Genomic DNA, 26,466 nt, shown 5'->3' on the forward strand with positions numbered 1-26,466 from the left:
GAATTCAGCGAACGGCACCGTCGCCTAAACCTGCCTCCGATGCCGTCTTTGGACCCCTTACCAAGATTGACTCTGTGAATACGCTGCCAAAAGCTACGCAGCAGTTTTCAGTCGCATCACACCGCAGAAGCCGAACAAAATCGCGATCGACGGACGAATCAAACCCAAAAATCTCGATCTAAACTGCGATAGCCGATCGCTTCAGCCAAGTGTTCTTCGCGAATGCAATCGCTGCCGTCGACATCGGCGATCGTGCGAGCCACACGCAAAATCTTGTCGTGTGCCCGAGCCGACAGCCCCATCTCCTCCACGCTGGACCGCAACATGGTCTGGCAAGCACTGGTCAGCGCACAGTGCGTGCGGACTTCGGGGCTGGTCATCTGTGCGTTGTACCGAGACGCCTTTCCGTCGAAGCGAACGGCTTGGACCTGACGTGCACGTTCGACATCCTGTCGCATTTGTTGACTGGATGTGCCATCGGCCGATTGGGATGACAATTCATCGAAGGGGACTGCGGGGACTTCGATATGCATGTCGACGCGATCAAGTAGCGGACCGCTGATCTTACCGACGTAGCGTTCAATTTGTGGCGGTGTGCAATTGCAGCTTCGGCGCGGATCACTGCGATAACCGCAGGGACAAGGGTTGGCTGCGGCTATCAACATAAAGTCGGACGGAAATTGGCTGCTGGACAGCGCCCGGCTGATCGTTACGACGCCGTCTTCCAAAGGTTGTCGCATGACTTCCAGCGTCTTGCGATTGAACTCCGGCAATTCGTCCAGAAACAAAATGCCATTGTGCGCTTTGCTAATCTCGCCAGGTGCCGGCGGGCTTCCGCCGCCAACCAAACCCGCGTCGCTGATCGTATGGTGGGGACTTCGAAAAGGCCGCTTGGCAAGCAGCGGCTGGCCACTTGGAAGCTGGCCCAAAGCACTATAGATGCGTGTCGTTTCGATTGATTCCGCGGCGGTCAATTGCGGCAAGATCGTCGGCATTCGCTTGGCCAACATCGTCTTTCCCGACCCAGGCGGACCGATCATCAACAGGTTGTGTGCGCCGGCGGCGGCCAGCGTCATCGCACGTTTGGCCATTTCTTGGCCGCGGACGTCGGCAAAGTCTAAATCGTAGACGCTGAATTCATCGAACAATTCGTCCACACGACTGGGCTGTGGTGCGATGTCGATCTCCCCGGCAAAAAAAGCGACGGCTTGTGCGAGGCTGTCGACCGGAATCACTTCCAATTCATCGACCACCGCCGCTTCCTCGGCGTTTTCACGGGGCACCACCAAACCGGTGATTCCACACTTGGCCGCTTCGATGGCGATGGACAGAGCACCTTTGATCCGACGCGTGTGCCCTTCCAAAGCCAGTTCACCGACGATCGCGTACTGTTCCAAACGATCGGTGGCCAGTTGCCCGCTGCCGGCAAGCACTCCCAACGCCACGGGTAAATCGAATGACGCGGCCTGTTTGGGCAGATCACCCGGGGCCAGATTGATCACGATTCGATCATGCGGGCGGGTGAACCCGCTGTTGACGATCGCACGTTCAACACGGTGCGTCGATTCTTTCACCGCCGTGTCGGGCAGTCCCACGAGAATCGTCTTAGGCATCGCGGCCGGCGAAATGTCGACTTCCACATCGACCGGTTTGGCTTCGATTCCCAACAGCGTCAAGGTCTTCAGTCGCGCCAGCATCGTCGCCCCAAACCCTCAAGTGCGTCACAAATGTCCACCAACAATGTGGCGAGCCCTCGTCCGAGAATCAACCGGTGAACAGAATTGGGGCCAACTAGTCGTTGGGCGGCTCGGTTGGGCCCGCTTCACGCACGAAGGAGCCCCGTGAGGTGCTCTCGTTTGCGCGGGCGCCGCTTCGGTATCAACACCCCTGGCAGTCGCCCCGCTTGGAAGCAGTTTCCTCTCCATCTCGTCCGAGATTTCGAGAAGAGTGCGGCGCAGCGATTTTGCTAAGGCGCTGGAGTCAATGCACCCGCACGCATGAGGAAAGCTGCAGAAGTTGCATCGGTCTAAATCACCTCGGTCGCGTGGAAGCAGAGTGCCTTGGTTGCGTCCGCCAGATCGCCGATGCATCGGTTTCGCCGTTAGGGCTTTGCTGGTGCGGCAATGTTTATGTAGGCATGCACATGTGGCGAACCGCGGAAGTGCCATATGAATGACGGACCTTCGATCCGCCACATGTCCCATACTCGGTCGTCGTCAATGTCACCCTGCTGGTAGAACGACATCCGCAGAGAGTCGAATCCACCGGCCGCTTTCATCGCTTCCATCGCCTCCCCAACGTCTTCAGCGCGGAACGGTGACAGCAGGTACTTGATCGTTTCCTCCACCAGTTGTTGCTGGTCCGACGACATGGCGGCAACGCGGATACCGGTGAAGTCACCCGCACTTCCCTGAATTCTGACTGCCGTTTCGCGTGGCGCTCGGGGGACCAATGCCTGCTGCATTTGCGCGGGATCGAGCGCTTTGAAAACCTCGTTTACCTGCTTGGTGTGCCGGTAGTACATGTTCGCGGACGGATCTGCTTCGCCATGCCCGTAGACGATCGGCCCCCCGAAAGCCGCCTTATCGTGGTATGCCCCGTCCGCCCGCAGCGTCAGGTGCCGGCCTGTCATTTCCCATTGGAATCGTCCGTTGTCGGGGTCACCGAAAATGGCGACGCTAAACTCCTCGACTCCTCCGATGTCATCGTCCATCTGCCGGGTGAATCGTTCGTAGCCGTCTTCGTTGGTAATGTTCCTGAGGATCTGATTGATGAGTTCTCGCTGTTCGTCGGAGTAGAATTCGTCGCCGATTCTTGGTTCAGTTATGTTCCAGTTCGCATGGATGCGTTGCTGGCGAGGGTCGCCGAAGGGGAAACACAGCGTCAACAACTGCCTATCGGTTAGCGACGCGTAAAACTCTTGGACGGCACTCGCAGCCGAATTTGCTTCTGCCATCGCGGCGCGGAGACGGTCCACGTCGGTCAAAGCAGGCAGAGCGATACCGGCAGCTGCGCCTGCTGTTCGGATAAATCCGCGTCGGTTCAGTCGGTCATCGGATTTCAGGTTCATGGAGAGTCTTACTTTGTTAAGGTGTTGTCAAATGCAATAGGTCATTTCCGCGGGTGACCACGTCATTCGGGCCTCTCAGCTCGCGGTCGGCCCGGCCCACCACGCTGAGCAAACGCCTCGGCGAATTCTGTGAGCTCCTGCCGGTTGAGTTGTCCATTGCTATCGGCATCAAATGACATCGCGAGTTGTACCATTCGAGTCGGGCTAATCTCATCATCGTCGTCGTCGCGGCCGCCGCGCCGTCTTCCGGCAGGCGGAGCCGATGCTGCCACTTCTGCGGTCATTTCGGCCAACTCTGCTCGATCCACTAAGCTGTCCTTGTCTTTATCAGCCGACTTCAAGATGAGACGCATTCGATGGGGAACCTCATCAGCCGAGAGTTTTCCGTCTTTGTTTTTGTCAAATCCCATCAGTTGCTTGGCTAGCTCCGCGCCGCCATCGACTCCCCTTGCAGCGGCCATCTCAGCAACGCTGACTTGCTTGTCGCCGTTTGCGTCCATCCCGCGTATCCGCTGTGCGCCTTGGTCGATTTCGTCGAACGAGACGGTTTGGTTGTAATCGGTGTCGAGCAATTGCAAGATCTCATCGTCGTCGATACCTCCCTGTTGGGCATGTACGTGGATCTGGAAGCCGAAAACCAACAATACAATCACAAGCTTCTGAATCTTCACATCAACAACCGTTTAGTTTATATGATTAGTGCCACTTACGAATCACATCTAGGTGACGGCGCCAGAGCAGAGCGTCTTTGGTACGGAAGTACGAACGTTGAAATAGGTCCTGAGTGACTCTTCTGCTTGTTGAAGAGCCGCTGGCTTCAATGTGACGCACGGTCGTCGTCAATCAGTCACTAAATACAGCATTGGAGCGTTCTTCCTATCGCCATCGAACGACACGGCATCACGCTCACCTTCTCCGGAGATGATGAACACCAGAGCATTCCCTTCCACCCAATCCGTTTGATCAACGACCTCCTGAATCAAAGCCGACAGATCAGGAGTCTGTGGTTTCTCATCCCGCGCTCGTTTCGGGTCCCAAGGCTCTGGCGACCAAGTCACTGATTCTTTGGTGAGCTCACGTGACGAAATATTCTTTGCGTCTTTCTTGAAGGACTCGGCGTCGGGTGAAAGCTCTGCGCGAATCGTCAGTGTGGTCGGCTTAGATTTGATTCGATTTCCCTCCATTGTGAATTGAACGAATGCCCGTTCGATCTTTCGTTCGTTGTGCATGCGGATGCCATCGAACCGAATTCCAATCTTTGCGGCTGACTCGAACCCCGATAGCTGGCCCAGATCAAGGTCTTCATTGGCCAGGTCTACCTCACCGTTCGTTCCTTCTTCGGCGTCATCCTCGGACCGGCTGACATAGTAGTTGTCTAATGCCGTATCGTCGTCCGCAGCCATCACTATTTGGGCAAACGTGTCTAGTGACCAAACCAACGCAACAAATAGAATCAAAAGCTTTTGAGTCTGCACAACAAGGACCTCTCGTTTTGGAAAGTTAGAACCGCATCACAAGCAATTCTTGCCGGCTGGGCAAGGACGCGGATTGTCTCGCTACCGATATACGGGCGCTGGATAAATTATCTACACGGATTTTGGTTTTTCCCTCGCAAGTCACCGAGACAGGCCCTGCTTCAAATCGCTTGAACAACAATTGCCTGCTGTGGATGCTGCCGGTTTGCGGCCGACATACCGTGATTTCGCGGGTACGATGGAGCAAGTTGCTCTCGAATCGCTAAACAAGAAACCCGGTCGACTACTCCGGTGGCTGAGTCGAATTGGTCGACGCTGTGTGACCCAATCTTTCCTGAACATCAGCCAACCGCGCGAGGAATTCGACCCGCACGGGATGGCCGTTGGATTCGCTGGCTCGAATTTCTAGCCGTTCAAACTCATGAATCCCCGCCTTGAGCACGGCGAGCGCTTCCACCAGGTTTTCTTGCTGATTGCCGGACGCCTCGGCCAGGAGCAAATCTGCCGTACGATCGTAGACTTCGATCACCGATTTGAATGATACGTTTGTGATCGAGTCAGGCCGAGCGTCACGACAAACTTGAGATGCCCGGCGATAGACAGGCAACTGAGCACTACGTCCACCAAGGCGACGATGCAAGGTTGCCAATTGGCGAAAGAGCTTCACATGTGCTACCAGGTACTGCGGAACGTTGGGATGCTCAGCCCGTAAATCTGAGATTAAGGATTCCGCCGTTTCCAGCCGATCGATGTACGCCCGGATTGCATCACGATCAAGCCACGGCGAGTTCACCCTCCCGATCGCATGTGCCGAACTCAAGGCGAATCGATAGTCCGGGTTTTCAGGAAACTCTTCGACCAATGGGGTCAATATCTCGATCGCATCGAGGCGGGGTTGTCGGCCTTGCGGATAAGCCGAGATCCAAAGCTCTTTGGAGTTCTCCATATAACACATTGCCAACAGACGCCGGTAATCTGGCGATTCAGGATAATCCTTGAGAAGCTGTCGAAGCGTTTCGGCTGCCCTTTGCAGCAGCACTTCTCGGTCGGGGGCTCGACTACTGAATCGAGCTGACTCTTCGATGCTTTCTGTTTGTTGTCTGTCCCTTCGAATGCCGGCGATGTCATCGGCCGACTCAGTCAATTGTCGCTCATGGTCCCCGTCATGACTTTCATGGCGCCCGTCACTGGGTTGGTCACCCAACAAGTAATACGTGTGAGCCAACTCATATCGAACCTCGGGCGGGGAGTTGGCTGTAGCGATCGGTTCGAGCAACAGACGAGCCGCCTGGAACTCTGCTAAACCATGGCTCCGGTCATGTTGTTGCGAATTTTCGGGGAGCGGCGTTCGCTGCCGACGGAGATGATGGGCGCAGATGCCCAACTGGTTGTGAACTGCGGCCAGCCGCGCGACTAAGGTCGGTGACGGATCGGTGGTTATAAGATGGCGATAAAGTTCCGCGGAGCGGCGGTAGGACGATGCAGCGATCTCGACCTGACCTAGGCGTTGGCGGATATCGCCAATCCGGTGGTGCGCTTCGGCCAGCCGTTGTCCGTACCGTTCGTCGGTTTGTCCGGATTCCGCGAGCCGGCCGTAGAACGTGAGCATCTTTTCCAATAGGGCAGCGGTTTGTTTCCTGGGAATGGGAGCTGCAGGAGGCGCACTCTCCAAGTCGGACGAGTCGACGAATTCGTCCGGATTCACCATCGGCATCGGCGCGAGAGTGTGAAAGATCTCGTCCAGCGCGTCGAAGGCCGACTCGGCAGTTTCGTCAGCCTTGTTGCGCTGTTCGATGGCCTCTTGCCGAGCCAGGTTAGTACGATAGTACGCAGTCGTTGAAACAGCAGCGACAGCAACGACCAGAGCCGCGGCGACACTTCCAAGAGTCGCAACGGCAGGATTGCGGCGGCTCCATCGCCAGAAATGCTCGAATACGCTTGTACGCTTCGCGAGAATGGGGCGATCTTCACAAAACCGTCGCAGGTCCTCCGACATCTCCGCAGCCGTCTGGTACCGTTTGGCTGGTTCGACGTCCATCGCTTTGACGATAATTGTCCCAAGATCCCGTGGTAGGTCCGGTCTGATCTCACTTGGACGAGCCGGCTTCAGACCACCGCCGTGTGTAAGCGTCTGTGCCAGCTCTGCTTCGTCATAGAATGGTCTCAGTGTCGCCAACTCGTAGAGCGTAACGCCCAAGCTGTAGACGTCACTGCGATTGTCGGCGGCTCCAGCAAGCTGTTCGGGCGCCATGTAGCGCAATGTTCCCACGACATCGCCGGGCCGGCTGATCCCCGCTTGGTCAGTCGACTTGGCCAACCCGAAGTCAGCGACCGAAACCTCTCCGTGCGAATCTACCAGCAGGTTGGAAGGTTTGATATCGCGATGCAAAATCCCTTGGTCATGGGCATACTGTAACGCCGTAGCCACTCGATGAGCGATCCAAGCAACCGATTGCCAATACGCCCGGTCGGATCTACGCGGCCTACCTGCCGAGGGGATGGAGTATCCAGCGTTACAAGCGCTCCCGTCGGCTTCGCCCGCAGCATCTTGTTGGGCAACGCAAAGCGTTGACGCTTCTTCGCTGCGTTGGATCAGCCGGTGGGCGACCGAAGTTAAACTCACAGTGGGACTGTCGGTCTGTGAACTCGGCGCAGTGTCAGCGCGCAGATCGTCGATCACTTCGTCCAAACCGACGCCGCGGACCAGCTGCATCACGTAGTAGTAATAACCATCGTCAACCCCCACACCCAGTACCGGAACGATGTTAGTGTGGTGGAGGCTAGCGGCAGTTCTCGCCTCTCGTTGAAAACGAGCCAGTGCCTGCTCATTTTCTAATCGACCTTTGGGCAGGACCTTAACCGCGACAGTGCGGCCCAATGATTCCTGGACCGCTTCGTAAACGATGCCCATTCCCCCGCGACCAATTTCACGCACGATTCTCAGATCGCCCAATTGTTTGATTCCAACCGGCCCAAACATTGTTGGCGGCGCGTCCGGACTGTTTTGGTTCTTCAACTCCTCCATCGCTAGGATGGTGAGCAGCAACTCGCGCAACTCGGGCCCACAATCCGGATTCCGCGCGACGTAGTCATCGAGGGATGGATTCTCGCCGTCCCGCAACTTCTCGGAAAATTCTGCGGCCAGCGCTTCCACGCGGCTATGCTCAGTCGCTTCTTCGGGCATCATCTGTTCTCAACACTTCCTCAAAGAAACCCGGCACTCCAGCGAGGACGTTCTTAAGTCGTGCGATCGCGCGCACGTAACGAATGCTGGCAGCCTTTTGCTCGATTCCAAGTAGTTGAGAAACTTCGATGTTCGTGAGCTCCTCTATGTGACGAAGTGCCAACACTTCCTGGTCAATTGGCTCCATCTCTCTTAGAGCTTCTTCCAATTGACGTAGCGATTCTGCTTTGATTGCTATTTGACTTGGGGTCGATACCTTCCCTACCAAATGGCGGATCAGAGATACCGAAGTTGCCTCGGGGTATGCCGGCCGCTTCGCCACCTCGCGCCGAATGTCTCGCTTCTGGGTACCCAGATGATGGCGGTGCAGGTCGACCATCGTCTGCAGGACCACCAAGCGAAGCCAGACGTAGAACGATTGGCCGTCATGAGCATATTGTGAGATTCGTCGCGCGGCCTCAACGTATGCTTCCTGCAAGATGTCGTCTGCGTCTATGCGGCCGGTCAAACGTGGATCTAGTCGAAAACTCACCATCCGCCAAAGGCGGTCTCGATGCAGCGCAAATAGATCACCGAGCGCGGAGTCTTCGCCTGCCGCTAACTGCTCGAGCAGAGCATCCTCGCGTTGGATTGATTGTGTCATTCAAATACGTTACGAGATTGGCCGATCGTTTCTACAACCAATCGCCACAAAATTTTTCGGATTGGGGGTTCACTGGGCTTACCCGACCTCGAGCCTCGCGGATTCGGGAATCTCTTCAGTCCGTTTCACCACATCGAATGCGAATGAACTGCACAACCTGCTAGCGCGTGTGGGACGCCCTTGGCAAGAGCTTCTTTGGGTCCCAGTTGCGAGATCCGATTCCACCCAGAGGTAGGGTGGGTATGGAAGCCCAAACAGGAGTCGGGTTAACGGAAGGGGCTCAATCGTTGCTGCCAGTGAACAATGAGCAGAATCCGATGCGCTCTCCTACTGAAATCGAGACTCCGATGCGACTTGGTTGATTCGCAACGATGCATCGGTTGGACCCACCGCCGGTTCAAAGAAATGCGACTGAGTGCTGGCGGTGTCGAAGACCGAAGCGATGGCCCCCCTCGGGAAGCTGCTTTCAAGCGTGATCGAATCGTCGGAACAACTTTTCAGAATGTCCCGCGGCTCGCCCGACCCAGGCGGACCGATCATCAACAGGTTGTGTGCACCGGCGGCGGCCAGCATCGTCGCCCCAAACCCTCAAGTTCGTCACAAATGTCCAGTAGCAAGTTTGGCGATACCGGCTTGCCCGATCAACGGGTCAAGACGAAGGATTTCACTGGTTGACCGCTTTTCGGTGCCACCCGGTCTCGGCCCAACGCCCTGACCAACCATCGATGTTTCGCACAAAGCCCCACGGAAGAAATTGATGTGGCCAGGCAAACCGACACGAATTTCCCCGGTGCCCACGATCGGCCCGCGATCACGAGTGTGCATCGCTGTTGCTGTGTGGTCCGTCTTTTCGTTCGGGGCCTGCCTTCCACGGTCCGTGTCGAACGGTGATGATTACAGCCGACGGGTCGACGAACTGTACCGGAAGTGGCGAAAAGCTAAATCGGCTTCGTTCGGACAGTCCAAGGATTCCGCTGACGCCAAAGTCTCTAGGGGATGGGTTTCCATCACCGACTATCGAACCATCGGCAAGCGTGCCGGGTTGGACAACCAAGCCAAACGAGGCCCCGTGATCGTCACCGACCACCGGCGTCGTAGCGAAGCGGAACTCCGACACCGAATCGACCGAGCCTTGTTGCCGGCCAGCGGCTTGCGGTCGCCCTATCGCAGCATCGTGCCCGGAATCAATTACGGCGTACCGTCACCACACCGTCACTTCATCCCAGGGATCAACTTCGGCGTTCCCACCACTGACCCGCGGGCACGCCCCTAGATGAATGGATCGACACGGCTCACACGGTGAATCCGCCGATCGAGAATCCGGCGTCTGGGCGATGGGCAACACCGAACGTATCTTTCGGTCAAATCTTGTCGGATTTCTGCCTTTTCGCCCGAGACACGACTAACGTATCGCCGTTCGATGAACCCATCCATTTCGCCCGAAGTCCGCGTCCGGATCACCGACTCGATCGCTCACGTCACTCTGGATCGGGCGCACAAACGCAACGCTTTGTCACTTCAGGTCTTAGCCGACCTGGAACGAGCCTTGTCGGAGTTGGGTGGCGATACGTCGGTGCGTGTCGTCATCATTGCGGCAAGCGGAAAGGTGTTTTCATCCGGGCACGACTTGAAAGAAATGGTGAATCGATCGGCCGAAGACTACGAGAAGCTTTTTCGCCAGTGCACGATGACGATGCAGCGGATTCGTCAGATCCCACAACCTGCCATCGCTCAGGTGCAAGGACTTGCCACCGCTGCAGGCTGCCAGCTTGCCGCATCATGCGACCTGATTGTGGCGGGCCGATCGGCCGCGTTCGCAACGCCCGGTGTCAAGATCGGTCTGTTCTGCACCACACCGATGGTCCCGTTGGTTCGCGGGTTGCCGCCGAAACTGGCGATGGAAATGTTGTTGACCGGGCGCCCCATCACCGCGCAACGTGCCTACGATGTCGGATTCGTCAACGCGGTTTGCGATGACGACGTTTTGCCGGAAACCACGATCGGTCTTGCCCAAAACATTGTCGAATCTAGCGGACACGCGGCGACGATCGGCAAAGCGGCCTTCTACCGACAACTGCATTTATGCGAACCCGATGCGTATGCCGACGCGGTCGACGTCATGACACGCAACGCATGTGATCCGGAAGCCGACGAAGGCATCCGGGCGTTCCTTGAAAAGCGTCCGCCCCGGTGGGATCAACCGTCGGAAAGCTGATCGCCGAACAGCAGCGATTATCTGTCGCCACGGCGATGTGCATACGATGCGAGTGCCAGGGACCGGATACGTGTCGACACATCATCCGAACGTGACATGAACACGACCGGACAAGCCACGCCGGAAAGCATGCCACCGAACCGGCAATCGCTGGTGTACATGATGGCCTTCACCGTCAAGTTCGCTGATAACAGGTTGGGAAACAGCATGACGTCGGCGGCCCCCATTGCCCCGTCATCAACACTCTTTCGCTGGGCGGATTCCCGCGAATAGGCCAAATCAAAGGAACATGGTCCGACGATATTGGCGGCAGCGGTGTCGCTGAGACGATCCGCCAGTGTGGTCGCCAGCGCTGTTTCGGGCATTGCGTCGTTGATCTTTTCCGACGCCGCCATGACGGCAACAACCGGCTGCTGGGCCCCCAGGCCGCGGGCAACGCGAACGACTTGTCCTAAGATACTGTCGGCCTGTTGTGGATCAGGCTGGATAGTGATTCCAGTATCGGTCAACAGAAATCGTCGGTCGTCACGAGGAATCTCCATCAAAACAATTTGGCATATGGTTTCGCCCGTCCTCAGTCCCGCGCGACGATCCAAAACCGCTTTCAGCAATGCCGGTGTCGAAACACGGCCCTTCATCAAAAAGTCGCCGCGACCGTCGACGATTGCCCGAACCGCGTCGACCGACGGATCATCCGAGTGAATCACATCCCAGTCGGCCAGATCGATGTCCAACGATTTAGAAAGTCGCTGCATTTCGGGCTGATCACCGACGACGACAGGACGTACCCATCGACGTCGTTTCGCGTCGTGAAGAGCCTGCAGCACGGTCGCATCGTCAGCACCGACCGCGACGACACGGTGTTCGGGACGCTGGTGGTCCATTCGCTGCAGCATTGTGTCGAACGATGGAAGTCCCATGATGCGGTCTTACCTAAAGTCTTCGGAGATCGATTTCACAAACAATTTGGCGTGGGACGACCCAAACACCAAACCGTGGGCTAAGTTTGATCGCACAACGGTCGTATTCACGCAATGTGTCCGCTTGGGTCGAAAATTTTGTCGACCGCTCGCCGATCGGCAGATGGGCACTTCGACGGTTGCCCAGTCTGTCAAAACGCCGTCCAGTCATGACGACAAATCACTCTGGGATACAGCGACGACGTCATGCACGCCAACAACGGCGCCGGTATGCTGCTTTTCAAGTCACCCAACGGATCGGCGTCGCGATCTAACTTGGTGAACCTTCCAAATCGATGCATAAACCGCAGCGAGATCAACCATGATCCATTTGTTCGTCTTTGGGTTTGGTGTATTCGTCTACGCCGCCATTCGTATTCTGACCGGCTGTCTGTATACGGTATCGCCGGACCAACGCGCCGTCATCACAAGCTTTGGTGCTGCAACGGTGATGCCCGGCAGCCAGGCACCGGGGATGACTGATGAATCTTCGATGAGCACCGAGGAGCAAGAACGTTATCGGTATCCTCAGGTGCAAGTGATTGGTCCCGGAGGTCCGTATTTCAAATTTCCTTGGCAAAGAGTTCACAAGGTCAGCGTTGCCACCCAAGCGGTCGACCTGTCTTGGGACCCGACCAAAGCCCAAGACACGATCGAAGCGGTCACCAAGGACAATTTGACGACCGGCGTGAACGGGCAAATTCGATATCGAATCAGCGAACAGAATCTGTACGCCTACTTGTTCGGTGTGGCCAGCCCGCTGGAACACGTGATGGGATATTTCGTTTCCGTGTTGCGAGAACGGATCGCGAACTTTACCGACCCGAAAGGCCAAACGTTGCTTGCAGATGACGAATTGGCACCATCCGACGGCGAAGCATCCGCCACCAGTTCAGTCGACCTATCCGAAGGCGTCTCGATCAACGATTTGCGTAAGAACCTGCCTTTGCTGAACCAGTACATGGAACAGCAGTGTCAATCGACCACGGGGCGTTACGGCATCGAACTGGACGCCGCGCTGATCACCGAAATTGACCCGCCCGCACAAGTCGACCGGGCCCTGTCGGCCATCAACAGCACGCGTAACCAAGTGGCCGCAGACATCAGTACGGCCCGAGCCGATTCAGAACAGCAGATCACAATGAGCGCACGGGCGGTCGAAATTGCGACCAACAACGCCCAGGCCGAAGTCGCACCGCTTCAGGAATTGGCCAGCACCCTGTCGACCATCAAAACCGAAGGTGGATCGGATTGCTTATCGGCGTATGTCCGCAACGCCAAGATCCCGCTTTACAAACGCGCCGGACGCATCGTTCAATCCGCCAACCAACGTTCATAACGAGGACCTATCAGCCATGACATACATGTTTGCTTTCGTCGTCGGACTGGTCTTCGTCCCATTCCTATTGGGTCTGGCTCGAACGTTCGGCATCTACACCTGTGTGAACGAGTGCGAAGCACAAGTCTTCACGTTATTCGGAAAGGTGGTGGGAACCATCGACATCGCCGGATTGCATTTCCCCATTGCCTATTTCGGCCCCAAAGCATTGTTGATTCCGTTTTTCGGAAAGAAGTACGTCGTCAGCACGGCGCTGCGACAACACTATCTGCGCAGCCAGATGGTCAACAGCGAAGAAGGCACACCGATGGGTGTCGGCATTTGGTACGAGATGCAGGTCAAGGATCCGGTCGCGTTCCTGTTCACCAACGCCAACCCGGATGGGTCGTTGCAAGCCAACGTGACCAGTTCGACCATTTCCACGCTGAGCAATTTGGAAATGGAAAAGATGCTGGAAGATCGACACAGCCTTTCACGCACCGTACGCCAAACCGTTTCGCCGCTTAGCGAAAAATGGGGCTACCGATTGGGTTCGGTCTACATCCGAAAGGTCGAATTTACCGATGCCCAAATGGTCGACAATATCACTGACAAAGTGGTCAAACGCTTGGTTCAAGTCACCAGCGCCATGAAACAAGATGGTGAAAACCGCGTCGGCCTGATTCGCAGTGAAACCGCCTTCAAGGTTTCCCAGAAACTTGCGGAAGCTTCTGCAGCCCGGCCGAATATTGTCGGCAACAAGCTGAATGAAATCGCGAAGGAAGACCAAGAAATATTGAGCACGCTGTTGGAAGTGATGGAAATCGATGCTCTGTTGGAATCGCAAGCCAGTGTCGACATTTTGCCGACGACCAGCAATTTGTTGGTCCAACTGGGTGATTCCGGTCGATCATCCGGCGGCGCCCCCTACATCGGATCGCCGGTGGGCAATTGAAGCCGACCATCACCCCACGGGTGAACACACGGAACGAAGCGGTGTTGGATTTTGCCACCAAAAGTTTGCATCCACACCGCTTGGTGGGTTAGCCTGGATCGTTCGGCGCGTCGATTCGTTCACAACGGTCCGACGTGTTGCTGTCTTGACGCCCGCCGCACCTGGGTCGCGACGGGCCACAAGCCAGTTGCCCTCCCCCACCCGTCCCACCCAGTTGCGCGACCGTTGCGGTCACCCGATTCTGCCAATCGAGGATTGACCGGACCCTGGCGTGCTTGAATGGATTGCCTCATGCATCGCTGTGTGCTTCGGCATGTGGTTGTTTTGGCCTGCCTGGTCATCAGCCACCAAAACGATTCTGGTGCGGCCGATGCCCCGGCCAATTCGAAGATGCCAGATCCGATTGGGTTGGAGATCTTTGAAAAAGTAGTCCGTCCCACCCTGGTGAAGCACTGCTACGAATGCCACAGCGACGCCACCGATGATGTCGGTGGCGATTTGTGGCTGGATTCCGCCGACGCGATGCGAAGCGGCGGAATCAGTGGCCCGGCCATCATTCCAGGACGGCCCGGTGCCAGCACACTGCTAAGTGCTTTGGAGTATCGCGATGCGGAAATGCCACCGGACGGCCAACTGCCGCCGGAAACCATCGCATCCTTTCGTAAGTGGATCGCTCGCGGTGCACCGGACCCACGCAAGTCGACAGGCAAAGCGCCGGCAAAACCAGACGCCAAATCCGCATCACCCGCGGCATCAGAACTTTGGTCGATCCAGCCCATCGTTGCCCCCGACATTCCCGTCATCCAAGATGATCAGTGGTCCCGCAGCGACGTGGATCGATTCATCTTGGCCGCGTTGGGTGAACGGGCTATGTCTCCCAATCGCGATGCGTCGCCCGAGGTGTTGATCCGTCGGCTTAGCTTTGACCTGCTGGGGTTACCGCCGTCGCCTGACTTGGTTGCCTCTTTCACGGCCGACCCGTCGGAGACGCACTATGCCAAGATCGTCGATACGATGATGGGTTCGATAGAATTCGGACGTCGTTGGGCACGACACTGGCTGGATGTCGTTCGCTATGGCGAATCGGCCGGCAGCAGTCGCGACGTGTTGATGATCCACGCTTGGCGTTACCGCGACTATGTAATCGACGCACTGAACCGCGACCTGCCCTACGACCAATTCGTCATCGAACAGATCGCTGGTGACTTGTTGGATTCGACCGATGCCCAGGAACGCGAGCGTCAACGGATTGCGACAGGCATGCTGGCGATCGGCAGCAAGTCGCTAAACGGTGGCAATTTGACCCACGACATCGTCGATGACCAGATCGACGTCGTTTCCAAAGCGTTTTTGGGTTTGACGGTTTCGTGTGCACGCTGCCACGACCACAAGTTTGACCCGATTCCAACCGCCGACTATTACGCGCTGTCGGGAATCTTCCAGAGCACCGAAACGCTGTACGGCGGCGGGACCAATCGCCCCACAGGTTTGGCTGATCAACTAAAAGTGTACCTGTCGCTGGATCCGCTTCCGGACGCCAAAACACGAAAGGACTTGGACCAGTTGCAGAAAAAGGCGACTCAACTGCAACGACAGATTGCGGCATCCAAGCGACAGTTGCCGAATCGGATTCGGGCGGTTCCCGAGGAATACCGCAATGTGGATCCGAAATCACTGCCCGACACCGTGGATCGCAAAACGGCGACAGCGGTTCGGCAATTAAATGCAGCCCGCAAGATTTTGAAACAGCGGCAAGACGAACTGGCATCAATCGAAGCATCGATCCCCGAACCCCCACGGTTTTTTATCGGTGTCCGCGAGAAAGGCAAAGCCAACGACGCGGCGATTTTGATTCGAGGCGAAAAGAACCAACGTGGCGATGTGGTCCCGCGATCTTTTCTTTCCGCCGTGAATCAGTGCAATGCCAACTTGGACAAGTTCGATGCCCAGATCAGTAAAGCGGAAAGCGGGCGACGCGAATTGGCCCAATGGGTCGTTGCGTCTGAGAATCCTTTGACCTCTCGAGTCATCGTCAATCGAATTTGGCAGCACCTGATGGGACGGGGCATCGTCGAAACCGTCGACAACTTTGGTGTTTCAGGTTCACCGCCCAGTCATCCCGCGTTGCTGGATCACCTTGCCCACACGATGGTGCACCAGCATCACTGGTCGCTGAAATCGATGGTGCGGACACTGGTGCATACCAGCACCTATCGCCAGTCGTCGGAGTTTGATCCGACCGATTACCAGGCTGACCCCGACAATCGCCTACGCTGGCGAATGTCTCGACGGCAATTGGAAGCTGAACCATTTCGCGATGCGATGCTTAGCGTTAGCGGCCTGATCGATGTATCGCCTTTGGATCAATCCCTGGTCGCACGAATTGGCGAAGGAGAAGTGGGCCGAAACTTGAACACTCGCGTTTTAGAGGAACCGTTCAATCGCCGAAGTATCTACCTGCCGATCATCCGAGGGCTTGTTCCCGAAAGCCTGAAGATCTTCGACTTCCCAGAGCCATCGAACATCCAGGGGATGCGCAGCGCCAACACCACGCCGACACAATCGCTGTATCTGATGAACAGCCCTGACGTGATCCGCATGGCTCGATCATTCGCATCCAATCTGCTGAACGATTCTTCGCTGGCCGACGATCAGGCACGGATCACCCAAGCTTATCGCCTGTGTTTTGCTCGATCGCCCAGCGGCGATGAGATTCAGCGTGCCATACAGTTCATCAAGCTGCCCACATTCATTCCCGACGACACTTCCAGATCCGACGATTCATCAAAACCAATCGACGCCCGACTCGACGCTTGGACGGTCTATTGCCAAACGCTTTTGGCCAGCGCCGAATTTCGATTGGTGAATTAGGTCCGCGATTCTCGAAAACCATTTTTGGCCACAACGAAGTCCCCTGCTCCGCCGAGGTTTCTGTGCAACCGACACGACGACAAATGTTATCGGCCGCCACATGCGGTTTCGGATCGATCGCGTTGTCCGACCTGCTGTGCCAGGCAGGCGATCTGACCGGAGGTTTGGCCGCTGGTCGAACAAACGGCAATGCCACCCCCGGACCGTTGGCTCCCAAAACGCCCCACCACGCGTCCAAAGCCGATCACTTCATTTTCCTGCACATGCGAGGCGGACCATCGGCGATGGAGACGTTCGAACGCAAGCCGGAACTGGATAAACAGGCCAAACGCAATGCGTCGGCCTCGGGCGATGATGCGAAACCGGCCAAGGGAAAGAAGCCGCGACGTCAACTGACCCCCAGTCATTGGAAGTGGAAACAGCGGGGCGAAAGCGGATTGTGGGTATCGGATCTGCTGAAGCATACCGCAGAGGTCGCTGACGAATTGTGTGTGCTTTCGGGCATGCACACCGACATCGGGAATCACACCCCTGCGATGCTGCAGCTTCATACCGGATCATTCACCTTCACCCGTCCATCACTAGGGTCTTGGTTGCTGTACGGGCTGGGGACGGAGAATCAGAATCTGCCCGGCTTTGTCAGCATCAGCCCGCCGGTCATCAATGGCGGTGCCAAAAACTACGGGACCGCTTTTCTGCCTGCGGTGTTCCAGGGAACCGCGATCGGCGACATCAAGACACCCGTTAAGAACGCGTCGGTCGGCAATCTTTCCAATCCCCTTTTGAATCGCCGCCAGCAAAGCCAACAAATCGAGTTGCTGCAATCGATGAACCGAGATTTGGCCGAACAAATGAATCCGGCCGATACATCACAAGTCGATGCGGTGATCGATTCGTATGAACTGGGTTTTCGAATGCAGTCCGAATTGCCGTCGGTGATGAACCTGGATGACGAATCCCAAGCAACGCTGGACTTGTACGGCATCGGCGATGGTAAGCCGTCGGACAATTTCGGCCGCCAATGCTTGCTGGCTCGACGTATGGTCGAAGCCGGCGTACGTCACATCGAACTATGCGACGAATTCTGGGATCAGCACAACAACCTGGTCAGTGGCCACAACGCGCGTGCCGCGGCGACCGACCAGCCCATCGCGGGCCTGATCAAAGACCTGCGGCAACGGGGATTGCTGGATCGAACGCTGGTTCTATGGGGCGGCGAATTTGGACGCACGCCCGACACCGCAAAAGAAAACTTGGATGGCCGGGATCACAACCCCAATGGCTACACGATGTGGATGGCCGGCGGTGGCGTGCGTGGCGGCTTTCAATACGGAAGCACCGACGAACTGGGTTACAAAGCGGTCGAAGGCCGGGTTCACCTGCACGATCTTCATGCGACCGTGCTGCACTTGATGGGTTTGGACCACAAACAACTGACCTTCAACTACGCCGGTCGCGACTTTCGGCTGACCGACGTCCACGGCAATGTGGTGAATGAAGTCATCGCTTGACGCGATTGCTTGAAGTCAAAGCGAAACTTCTTCCACGACAGATTCTTCTTGCGATTCGGTGGTGGCATCACCCAGGTCGACTTGGGTTCCCGATCCGTCGACGGTCGCTCGCATGATTTCATAAGTCCAGACGCCGTCCTGTTTGGATCCTTTGACTTTGACGGTCGCCGATCCGTTGGGACCGGAAATGGGATACGTCAGGTCGGCGTCCCCGTCGTCGTCGTTCAGGTTGATGTTGCCCTGCAGCATCCAGCCCGCTTCGATCGGCTGGCCCAATTCTGCGATCAAGGTTTCATTCGCCTGTGCCCTAGCCAACGATTGCTGATAGGGATCGCTGGATTTGATCAGGGTGAACAGACTGAAAACGCCAAATCCCATGACGCCACCGCATAACAAAACGACGCCCAAACAGCCGCCGCCCAGACCCATCAAGAGACAACCGGTTCGAGATTTGGGTTTGTCTGCTGACGCCGACGTCATCGGCGAGTGCTGTGGTGAATGAAGCGTATCCGACATCGACCCGATTCCCCGTGCGTGAGCATTGACGTCCCCCGCCAACGGAGGATTCCGGCCGGAAGATTAAGCGAATCGCCAGCGGACGTCAAAGTTTTCTTTGCACAACCAATCACGAACTTGGTGAACGGATCGCTGGTCGGTCACTGGAAACTGACCATCCGGATCAGCGTCATCCTGTTTACAGCCGTCCGATTGATAGCCGCCGGGTGTGGTACTGCTGCCGGCGCTCATCTGTGTAATACAGATCTTTGCCAAACGATCCCGCAAAGCAGCCGGTTCCCGCGTCGAAAGTACCAGCTCGACGTCTGGAATTGCCAAACGACACGCCGCATAGAATCGGATCAATTGTTCGTCATCGACCGGATGTTTGACCTGGTAACCATCAGGCGTCTCGTGCAAACGCGGCAGACTGAGCGCCAGTCGCAGGTGTGGAAACTGGTGTTTCAGATACGTTGCATGACGGATCATCATCTGCACATCGGAAACCGGATCAGCCAGGCCCAACAACACTCCGATCCCGATTCGTGAAAACCCCATCTCGGCAGCCCGCTCGGGCGCTTCCAGTCGCCAATCGTACGACTGCTTGGGGCCACGAGGATGCACCGATCGATACACCTCCGGATCATAGGTTTCTTGGTACAGCGTCAATCCCGTCGCCCCCGCATCAGCCATGGCGCGGTAGGAATCCGATGACTGCGACGCAATTTCGATACTGATCTCCAGTCCACGATCACGCATGCCTTGAACCAGATCACAGAAATACGACGTCGTCGTCAAACGGGGAAAGTCACCGGCAACCAACAACTGATGCTGAAAACCATTTTCCAAAAGAATATCCGCCTGGACCATCACATCGTCGATGTCCAGATGCGTTCGTTGGATATCCATGTCGTACTTGAATCCACAGTACACACAATGGTTCACGCAGTGACTGGACACGTACAACGGCGCATACAGCAACATCCGACGCTTGGTCGCATTGGGCTGATCGGGTAACGAGACAGAAAACAACTGGCGTGTCTTTTCTTCGGCGGCTTCGCAAAGCTCGGGCATCGCCATCCGGCCATCGATCGCGGCCCGCCAGGTGTCGTCATCGGATGACACTGAGGTCAAATGATGACGAAGCGAACGAGGCATTTCGCGATCGATTCGGTGTAGCCAACAAGTCCAACGATCCAATGAATCGATCAATCGTTCTTGGCCCGGCACCGGTTCGTCACGCCACTCGTTGAGCGTCTGGTACCGCCATCGTTCGATCCGCCCGGCCACGTCCATACGATCGGCGGCTTCCGCCGTCGGATCCTTCAAGCAGGTTTCCGCCCGCTGCAGCAACGTGATGTGGTGTTCGGAATGTTCGTCATTGCCGCGCAAATACTGCAGCAATTCCGAATCCAAAAGGCCAGATGGTGGCGAACCTGAAAAGCAATTCATCGGTACGGTTTGCGGTCGCGAATTGGGGACATGTCGGCCTGTCGAACATACCGCCCACATGCTTGATCCGATATCGCAAAGCATCATGCCTCGGCCGCGTCAATTTTTCGCGGGCTGGCTAGATCGATTGCATCGCGCGACTCAGCGCGCTTTGGGCCTCATCCATTGCCGATGCGGCTTCCGCCAAGGATGCATTCGCTTCGTCGGGGTAACCATCGGCCGCCGCGGACCAACTGCGATTGACCAGCCGTTCGCCCACCGCCACCGCCACCAAGACTTCCGACGCCTTTTGTAGTCCCAATTGGCGAATCAGCCGCTGACGTTGGTCGACAAAAGGTTCGATGTGTTCTTGCATCAGACGATCCAAGCGGTCCAGAAACGCCGGATCTTTGGCATCCGTGCCTGCCGACGCCACCGCGATTTCGCTGGTCATTGCGTCCATCAATCGCAAAGCGTCAAAGGCCTGAACGCCGGGCTGGCCATGACTGGTCGTGTCATCATGATGCTGGTGTGATGCGGCCAGATCACGTCGCCACATCACCAAACCGGCCACAGCCACCAGCCAGGCAACCACAAAGACAGGCCATGTATCGGGAAAAGCGGTGTCGGGATCGGCGGGCAACTTTGCACCACACATCACCGCGACCAACAATCCGATCACAAACAGAGCCAAGCCGATCTGACGCATGAAATCTCTCCTGATCAACTAGGCTGCGCGAAGGATTGAAAACCCAGCGTGTGCGATTCCCATCAGGGCTTCGCCGACGATCAAACCGGCCGCGAAAGGGACCAGTTTGTGTTCACAGAATGCAACACCTTTGGCCCGCTGGATCGCCATCTGCAACAAACATCCCATTCCGTAACCCAGCGTGATCGAAAACGGCAGATACATCGCCAAACCGACCAAAACCCCAAGCCCGCTCATCGGCGCGGCACCCAGCGTCGCCCCCGCCAAGCCACCCATCACGTATTTATCAATCGGAACGTTGCCCGTGTTGACGGCATCAATGATCCCCATCAGCGCGCCGCCCTGGGGCGCCGGCAACGCGGTGCCTTCGCCGAAACCGTTTTGGCCGTTGGGTCCGCCGTGCCACAGGATGTAAATCACGGCCAGTGAAATGATGGGACCGGCCCACGTTGTTGCGAATTGAACCAACTGTTGCTTGACCGGTCGTGCACCGATCAGAAAACCGGTCTTCAAGTCTTGCATCATGTCCGCCCCTTGGCCGATTGCCACGCACACGGCCACGCCGACCACCATGGATGCGGCGATGTTCTTGTTCAACAGAAACATCATCAGGGTGACGCTGATCAGTGCCATGCCCGACATCGGGGAAATGTCCGTCAGCCCGGTCGCCTGGGCCACAATCAATGCGGCAAGCCCCAGCCAAAGCGTCCCGACGATTGCGGAAAGCGACGCACCGGCAACCGTCACCCCCGGCGTCATCATCGAAGCAACAAAGAATAGGACCATTGCCAGCACGCTGCCGCCGATCAGTACGGGCAATTTCATTTCATCGCTGCCGACGACTTTGCCACTGCCCGCCGTTTTGGTCGCCGACGCCAACGATCCGATCGCACCTTTGATGGCGGGAAAACTGGTCACCACGCCCATCAGTGCGCCACCGATCAACACGCCAATGCCCAGCGGACGCAGCATTTTGGAATAGATGAACCCGGCGGTTTCGTCCACGGCCAGATCCGCGGGCATCCATCCCGACGCTACCGCGGTGGGCGAAATCAGCCACCAAGAAATCAAGCCGCCCAACAAGAATGGAAGCCCGCTGCGACCGGCCAGCATCCCCGCCGCCATATTCATCAGCGAAAGGTAAACCGCCGGTGCCCAATAGGCCGGAATGACGCCAAAGCCGAACAACAATTCTTCCTCGGCAATGCCCGCGCCATACTTCTCGATCAATCCGGGCGTTTCCAACCAGCCCGAAACCATGACCAGTTTCCAAAGCGCGCTGATCGCAAAACCCGCCGCCAACAGCTTGGCTTTTTCCATTCCGGTTGAACCGGCCCGGATGATCGTCGCCGTGGCCACACCGGATGGAAACCGCAACCGGTCCAGTTCGACCATCTGTTTCCGCAACGGAATAATGGCGACGACGCCCAGAACGGCGCCGGCCACACCGGCGATGACCAGTGGCAAAACCTGGAACTCCAATCCGGCACCGCCGTCGGCACGCCAAGCGGCGTCCAACATGAACAATGCGGGGACCGTGAACACGACACCGGTGCCCGCCGTGTTGATTCCCGAAGCAATGGTTTGGTTGATGTTGTTTTCAACCATCGTGCCGTTGCGAAAAACGCCACGCAACAGCGCGTAACCCATGATCGACGCAACGGTCGACCCGCCGATTGAAAACCCAAGTTTCAGCGCGGCGTACACAAACGCGACGTTCAGTATCACGCCTTGGATCACGCCAAGCACGACCGCCCGAGCGGTCAATTCACGATAAATTTCGGAACGCCCCGATCCCGATACGGCACCATCGGTCGGCTGGGGGATACTTTCCATCGATTCCCTTGTTGTCATGCGTCGCCAAGTGATTGCTTGGCCGAATTACCGCCTGGCCAATTGCCGCCATCGTGGCCACATCCTACCAGAAGCGATCCGTGGCCGGAAACGCATCCTGTTCGCAATCGAAGGCACCAGTGAACCGAATGCTGGGCTGACCTGTCTGTGCCGGCACCCCGTCGCCGGTTGTGCACCACCCAGTCCCCAGACCACAGCCTGCTGCCCCCCCAAAGCTTGCAGGTCAGCCTAAGATTCGACCTGAGCGGGTTTGAACTTCCCTACTCGACCGCCCCACGATTGCTGCGAACGCGCCCATGACTGCCAGTGACTTGACCGTACGGACACTTGACCAATGCGATGCTGCGAAGACCGAATCGGAATACGTTGACATTGCTCAAGAATCGCTGCTTGGCAATTCGCTGGATCAATGGCAGACGTACCTTCGCCGAATCGGCCGCGAGAATGTCCGTGTCATTCATGCCGGCCAAACCCTGGTCGGGGGCTTGGCGTTTTATCGGATGCAGCATGTCTATGGCGGACAACCGATTCCCGCCGCAGGCATCTCGGGGGTTGCGATTGACCCTGCTTACCGCGGCGGCGGCGTGTGTGCGACGCTGCTGATCGACACCCTGAAGGAATTGCGTGACGAAGGCATACCGATCGCATCCCTGTACGCGTCGACGCAGCACCTTTATCGCACGGTGGGATTCGAACAGGCCGGCACGCGTTACGATTACAGCCTGCCGCTGCGGTCGTTACCACGTCCGGACCGTACATTGGCTTGCACTCGATTCGAATCAGCCCCACTGGACGCGTTGGATTATGCCCATCGCGCTCGTGCCCACGCGACGAATGGTAACGTTCTGCGGACCGAAGGCTTATGGGATCGATTGATTCATCCCTACGACGGTCGCCGATGCCTCACGTACCTGTTCGGCGACACTCATCGCCCCGACGGATACGTCATTCTGAAACAAGCCGGACGCGACGATGGCTTACCGGCGGACTTGATCGCCAGCGATTATGCCGCCAACACGGGTGCCGCGGTCCGACGTTTGATGGCGTTGCTGCATGATCATCGGTCGATCTTTGGACGTTTCCGATGGAGCGGCGGCCCCGACGATCCCTTGCTGTTCATGACCGATGAATTGTGGTTCGAGATCCATGAAGTCTTGCGTTGGATGCTACGTATCCTGGATGTCCCACAAGCGATCCAGGCCCGTGGTTACCCCACACACGTCGGTGGTCGATGCACCATCCGAGTCACCGATTCGCTGTTCCCGGCCAACAACGGTCACTGGGAACTGGAGTTTTCGGGTGGACAATGCCATGCCCGACAATCCAATGCACCGGAGCCGTCCCAGAAGGTGATCGGGCTAGACATTCGCGGCTTAGCAACGCTGTACAGCGGCCACACCACATTGCGGCAGCTGATCCGCTTGGGCCAGGCCGATGGGGCCGACGATCAGGCAATTGATCTGATCGACGCGGCCTTTGCCGGCCCCGCGCCGTGGCTTCCCGAGATCTACTGAACGCCGCATTCGTCGCGTCGTCTTCCGTCAGCCAACATGATCGGACCAGCGGCCTGCGACAAACGTTCGCAGGACGTGGTGAATCCCCTGTCAGCTGCACCAGGGCTGCGAGCGAAGCGATATGATGAGGCGTTCGCTTGTTCGAGTCCCCGGAGCCCATGGAGCCGTGAGTCGATGGTTGCTGAAGATCTTTCCATCCCTGACCCAGATACTATTCGAAACCTTTGCCTGTGCGGCCATACCGGCGGCGGCAAGACGACGATCGCGGAGCGGTTGTTGTTTGCCGCCGGTGAGATCAAACGGATGGGCGACGTTGAACACGGCAACACGGTTTGCGACTTTACCGACGAAGAACAACAGCACCACCATTCGCTGCAACCCGCCGTCATCCACTTCGACCACGAAGGTCACCACGTCAACGTTATCGACACCCCCGGCATGGCGGACTTCGTCGGGCATGCCATTGCCTGCTTTCCCGCGGTGGAGACGGTCGTCGTCGTCATCGACGCGGTTCGCGGAATTGAAAGCGAAACCCGGCGTTTGATGCAGGTCGCGACTGAACGCAATCTGCCACGCATGATCCTGATCAACAAGATTGATCTGGCCGAAGCCGACCTGGAAGAATTGACCAACCAGATTCGTGAAGAATTCGGCGACATCTGTCTGCCCATCAATATGCCCACGCCCGATCGTCAAGGCGTGATCGATGTTTTCGAAACCGATTCACATGACCCCACGTTATTCAGCAGCGCCGAAGACGCCCACACGCGAATCGTCGAACAGGTGATCGAAGTCGACGATGAATTGACGGAAAACTATTTGGAATCGGGCCCCAACCAATTGGATCCCGGCCGTGTGCATGAAGCCTTCGAAAAAGCGCTCCGCGAAGCCCACCTGGTACCCATCGTCTATGTGTCTGCCAAATCCGGCGCCGGCGTGGACAAACTGCTGCACGTCACCGCGTCGCTGTTGCCCAGCCCGTTGGAAGGAAACCCGCGTCCGTTCGTCAAAGGTGACGAACCACTGCAAACCGAATTTGACGCCACCAAACCCACAATCGCACACGTGTTCCGTGTTTCCACCGACAAGCACATTGGAAAGCTAGGTGTGTTCCGCGTGCACCAGGGTGTCGTTCGCAACCGCAGCGAACTGTACATGGACGATTCCAAGAAACCGCTGCGTGTCGGCCACGTGATGCGTCTGCAAGGAAAGGAGCACGTCGAAACCGAAGCCATCGGCCCCGGCGAAATCGGAGCCGTTTCCAAGCTGGACGAAATCCATTTTGACGGTGTGCTGCACGACGGGGCGACCCCCGACAACCCGCCGCACTTGGTGTCATTGCCGTTGCCCAAACCGATGTTCGGACTGGCCATCGAGCTGAAGAATCATGCCGACGAAACAAAGTTTTCATCCGCGATCGCCAAGTTGCAAGCCGAAGACCCTTGTTTCACTCTGGAACGCATCGGCGCCACCAAGCAAACGGTGATGCGTGGATTGGGGGAACTGCATTTACGCGTCGTGCTGGAAAAACTAAAAGCGTTGTACGACATCGAACTGGAAACGTCGCAACCCAAGATCGCGTATCGTGAAACCATCACGATGCCGGCTGAGGGTCATCACCGTCACAAGAAACAAACCGGCGGTGCCGGCCAGTTCGGCGAAGTCTATCTGCGGGTTGCTCCGTTGCCGGACGATCATGAAAGCGGGTTCGAATTTGTCAATGCAACCGTTGGTGGATCGATACCACGTCAATTCATGCCGGCGATCGAAAAAGGAATCCGGCAAGTCTTGGCCGACGGCGCCGTTGCCGGCTATCCAATGTCGGGCGTGCGGGTGGAAGTCTACGACGGCAAACACCACGACGTGGACAGCAAAGAAATCGCTTTCATCACCGCCGGGAAGAAGGCTTTTTTGGAGGCGGTGAAGAAAGCGAAGCCGATTTTGCTGGAACCCTTTGTCGAAGTCGCCATCACCACGCCCAGCGATTTCATGGGCGATGTGTCTGGTGACATCGCGACACGTCGTGGCCGCGTCAATGACACAGAAATGAAGGGAATGACTTGCGTGGTCAAAGCCGTCGCACCGCTTGGCGAATTGCAATCCTATGCCCCACAACTACGCAGCATCACTTCAGGGGCGGGCAGTTTTTCGATGACCTACAGTCACGATGAACCGGCCCCCGGCGACATTCAACAAGCGGAAATGGCCGCCTTTCAGCGTCACGACGACGATTGATTCAGTGACCGGGGATCGCCAACGGAT

Annotated in this window: 20 protein-coding genes; 8 read left to right on the forward strand and 12 right to left on the reverse strand. The window is 57.0% G+C overall.

Annotated elements, in window-relative coordinates; genetic code table 11:
• Positions 1-158: 158 nt before the first annotated feature.
• From HFP54_RS05655 to HFP54_RS05685, 7 genes are all read right to left on the reverse strand, one after another.
• On the reverse strand, positions 159-1,697 hold the full coding sequence (locus tag HFP54_RS05655) for a YifB family Mg chelatase-like AAA ATPase (protein ID WP_146410601.1): 1,539 nt from the start codon (positions 1,695-1,697) through the stop codon (positions 159-161).
• A gap of 404 nt (positions 1,698-2,101) precedes the next feature.
• Positions 2,102-3,070, reverse strand: a complete 969-nt coding sequence (locus HFP54_RS05660; RefSeq protein WP_168564392.1) for a DUF3500 domain-containing protein — start codon at positions 3,068-3,070, stop codon at positions 2,102-2,104.
• Positions 3,071-3,132: 62 nt separating this feature from the next.
• Positions 3,133-3,741 (reverse strand): EF-hand domain-containing protein, encoded by a 609-nt coding sequence (locus HFP54_RS26125; protein ID WP_168564393.1) that lies wholly within the window; start codon positions 3,739-3,741, stop codon positions 3,133-3,135.
• Positions 3,742-3,909: 168 nt separating this feature from the next.
• The gene (locus HFP54_RS05670) at positions 3,910-4,545 is read right to left on the reverse strand and encodes a hypothetical protein (RefSeq protein WP_168564394.1); all 636 of its coding nucleotides are present in this window, start codon (positions 4,543-4,545) and stop codon (positions 3,910-3,912) included.
• Positions 4,546-4,828: 283 nt separating this feature from the next.
• On the reverse strand, positions 4,829-7,732 hold the full coding sequence (locus HFP54_RS05675; RefSeq protein ID WP_168564395.1) for a serine/threonine-protein kinase: 2,904 nt from the start codon (positions 7,730-7,732) through the stop codon (positions 4,829-4,831).
• Complete coding sequence (locus tag HFP54_RS05680; RefSeq protein WP_168564396.1) at positions 7,710-8,372, reverse strand: sigma-70 family RNA polymerase sigma factor; 663 nt, start codon at positions 8,370-8,372, stop codon at positions 7,710-7,712. The genes HFP54_RS05675 and HFP54_RS05680 overlap by 23 nt, the downstream gene beginning before the upstream one ends.
• A 327-nt stretch (positions 8,373-8,699) precedes the next feature.
• Positions 8,700-8,945 (reverse strand): ATP-binding protein, encoded by a 246-nt coding sequence (locus tag HFP54_RS05685; RefSeq protein WP_168564397.1) that lies wholly within the window; start codon positions 8,943-8,945, stop codon positions 8,700-8,702.
• 304 nt (positions 8,946-9,249) lie between these two features.
• Here HFP54_RS05685 and HFP54_RS05690 point away from each other — a divergent pair, with 304 nt between their 5' ends.
• Together HFP54_RS05690 and HFP54_RS05695 are read left to right on the forward strand one after the other, a co-directional pair.
• Entirely contained in the window at positions 9,250-9,645 is a 396-nt protein-coding gene (locus HFP54_RS05690) for a hypothetical protein (protein WP_168564398.1), read from the forward strand.
• A gap of 147 nt (positions 9,646-9,792) precedes the next feature.
• The gene (locus HFP54_RS05695; protein WP_168564399.1) at positions 9,793-10,587 is read left to right on the forward strand and encodes an enoyl-CoA hydratase; all 795 of its coding nucleotides are present in this window, start codon (positions 9,793-9,795) and stop codon (positions 10,585-10,587) included.
• Between the two features lie 17 nt (positions 10,588-10,604).
• Here HFP54_RS05695 and HFP54_RS05700 read toward each other — a convergent pair whose 3' ends face one another.
• Entirely contained in the window at positions 10,605-11,507 is a 903-nt protein-coding gene (locus tag HFP54_RS05700; RefSeq protein WP_168564400.1) for a phosphate acyltransferase, read from the reverse strand.
• A 361-nt stretch (positions 11,508-11,868) separates the two neighbouring features.
• Here HFP54_RS05700 and HFP54_RS05705 point away from each other — a divergent pair, with 361 nt between their 5' ends.
• The 4 genes from HFP54_RS05705 to HFP54_RS05720 all read left to right on the forward strand — a co-directional run bounded on the left by HFP54_RS05705 (position 11,869) and on the right by HFP54_RS05720 (position 18,201).
• On the forward strand, positions 11,869-12,885 hold the full coding sequence (locus HFP54_RS05705) for an SPFH domain-containing protein (protein WP_146410597.1): 1,017 nt from the start codon (positions 11,869-11,871) through the stop codon (positions 12,883-12,885).
• A gap of 16 nt (positions 12,886-12,901) precedes the next feature.
• Positions 12,902-13,819, forward strand: a complete 918-nt coding sequence (locus tag HFP54_RS05710) for an SPFH domain-containing protein (protein WP_146410596.1) — start codon at positions 12,902-12,904, stop codon at positions 13,817-13,819.
• Positions 13,820-14,110: 291 nt separating this feature from the next.
• Positions 14,111-16,690 (forward strand): DUF1553 domain-containing protein, encoded by a 2,580-nt coding sequence (locus HFP54_RS05715; protein WP_206036021.1) that lies wholly within the window; start codon positions 14,111-14,113, stop codon positions 16,688-16,690.
• Between the two features lie 83 nt (positions 16,691-16,773).
• Complete coding sequence (locus tag HFP54_RS05720; protein WP_168564402.1) at positions 16,774-18,201, forward strand: DUF1501 domain-containing protein; 1,428 nt, start codon at positions 16,774-16,776, stop codon at positions 18,199-18,201.
• Positions 18,202-18,216: 15 nt separating this feature from the next.
• On the opposite strand, the gene HFP54_RS05725 is transcribed toward HFP54_RS05720, so the two are convergent.
• The 4 genes from HFP54_RS05725 to HFP54_RS05740 all read right to left on the reverse strand — a co-directional run bounded on the left by HFP54_RS05725 (position 18,217) and on the right by HFP54_RS05740 (position 22,672).
• Positions 18,217-18,717 (reverse strand): cytochrome c oxidase assembly factor Coa1 family protein, encoded by a 501-nt coding sequence (locus HFP54_RS05725; protein ID WP_197135886.1) that lies wholly within the window; start codon positions 18,715-18,717, stop codon positions 18,217-18,219.
• Between the two features lie 63 nt (positions 18,718-18,780).
• Entirely contained in the window at positions 18,781-20,148 is a 1,368-nt protein-coding gene (locus HFP54_RS05730; protein ID WP_168564403.1) for a radical SAM protein, read from the reverse strand.
• A 118-nt stretch (positions 20,149-20,266) separates the two neighbouring features.
• Complete coding sequence (locus HFP54_RS05735; protein WP_146410592.1) at positions 20,267-20,836, reverse strand: hypothetical protein; 570 nt, start codon at positions 20,834-20,836, stop codon at positions 20,267-20,269.
• A gap of 18 nt (positions 20,837-20,854) precedes the next feature.
• Positions 20,855-22,672, reverse strand: coding sequence for an OPT family oligopeptide transporter (locus tag HFP54_RS05740; protein ID WP_168564404.1), 1,818 nt, complete (start codon positions 22,670-22,672; stop codon positions 20,855-20,857).
• Between the two features lie 314 nt (positions 22,673-22,986).
• Between HFP54_RS05740 and HFP54_RS05745 the strand changes: the two genes are divergently transcribed.
• Positions 22,987-24,204 carry a GNAT family N-acetyltransferase gene (locus HFP54_RS05745; RefSeq protein ID WP_168564405.1) on the forward strand — a complete coding sequence of 406 codons (1,218 nt, stop codon included), beginning with the start codon at positions 22,987-22,989 and terminating at the stop codon, positions 24,202-24,204.
• 174 nt (positions 24,205-24,378) lie between these two features.
• Positions 24,379-26,439, forward strand: a complete 2,061-nt coding sequence (gene fusA, locus HFP54_RS05750; protein ID WP_146410589.1) for an elongation factor G — start codon at positions 24,379-24,381, stop codon at positions 26,437-26,439.
• Positions 26,440-26,466: the final 27 nt, after the last annotated feature.

It is taken from the genome of Crateriforma spongiae (assembly GCF_012290005.1).
Classification (GTDB): Bacteria; Planctomycetota; Planctomycetia; order Pirellulales; family Pirellulaceae; genus Crateriforma; species Crateriforma spongiae.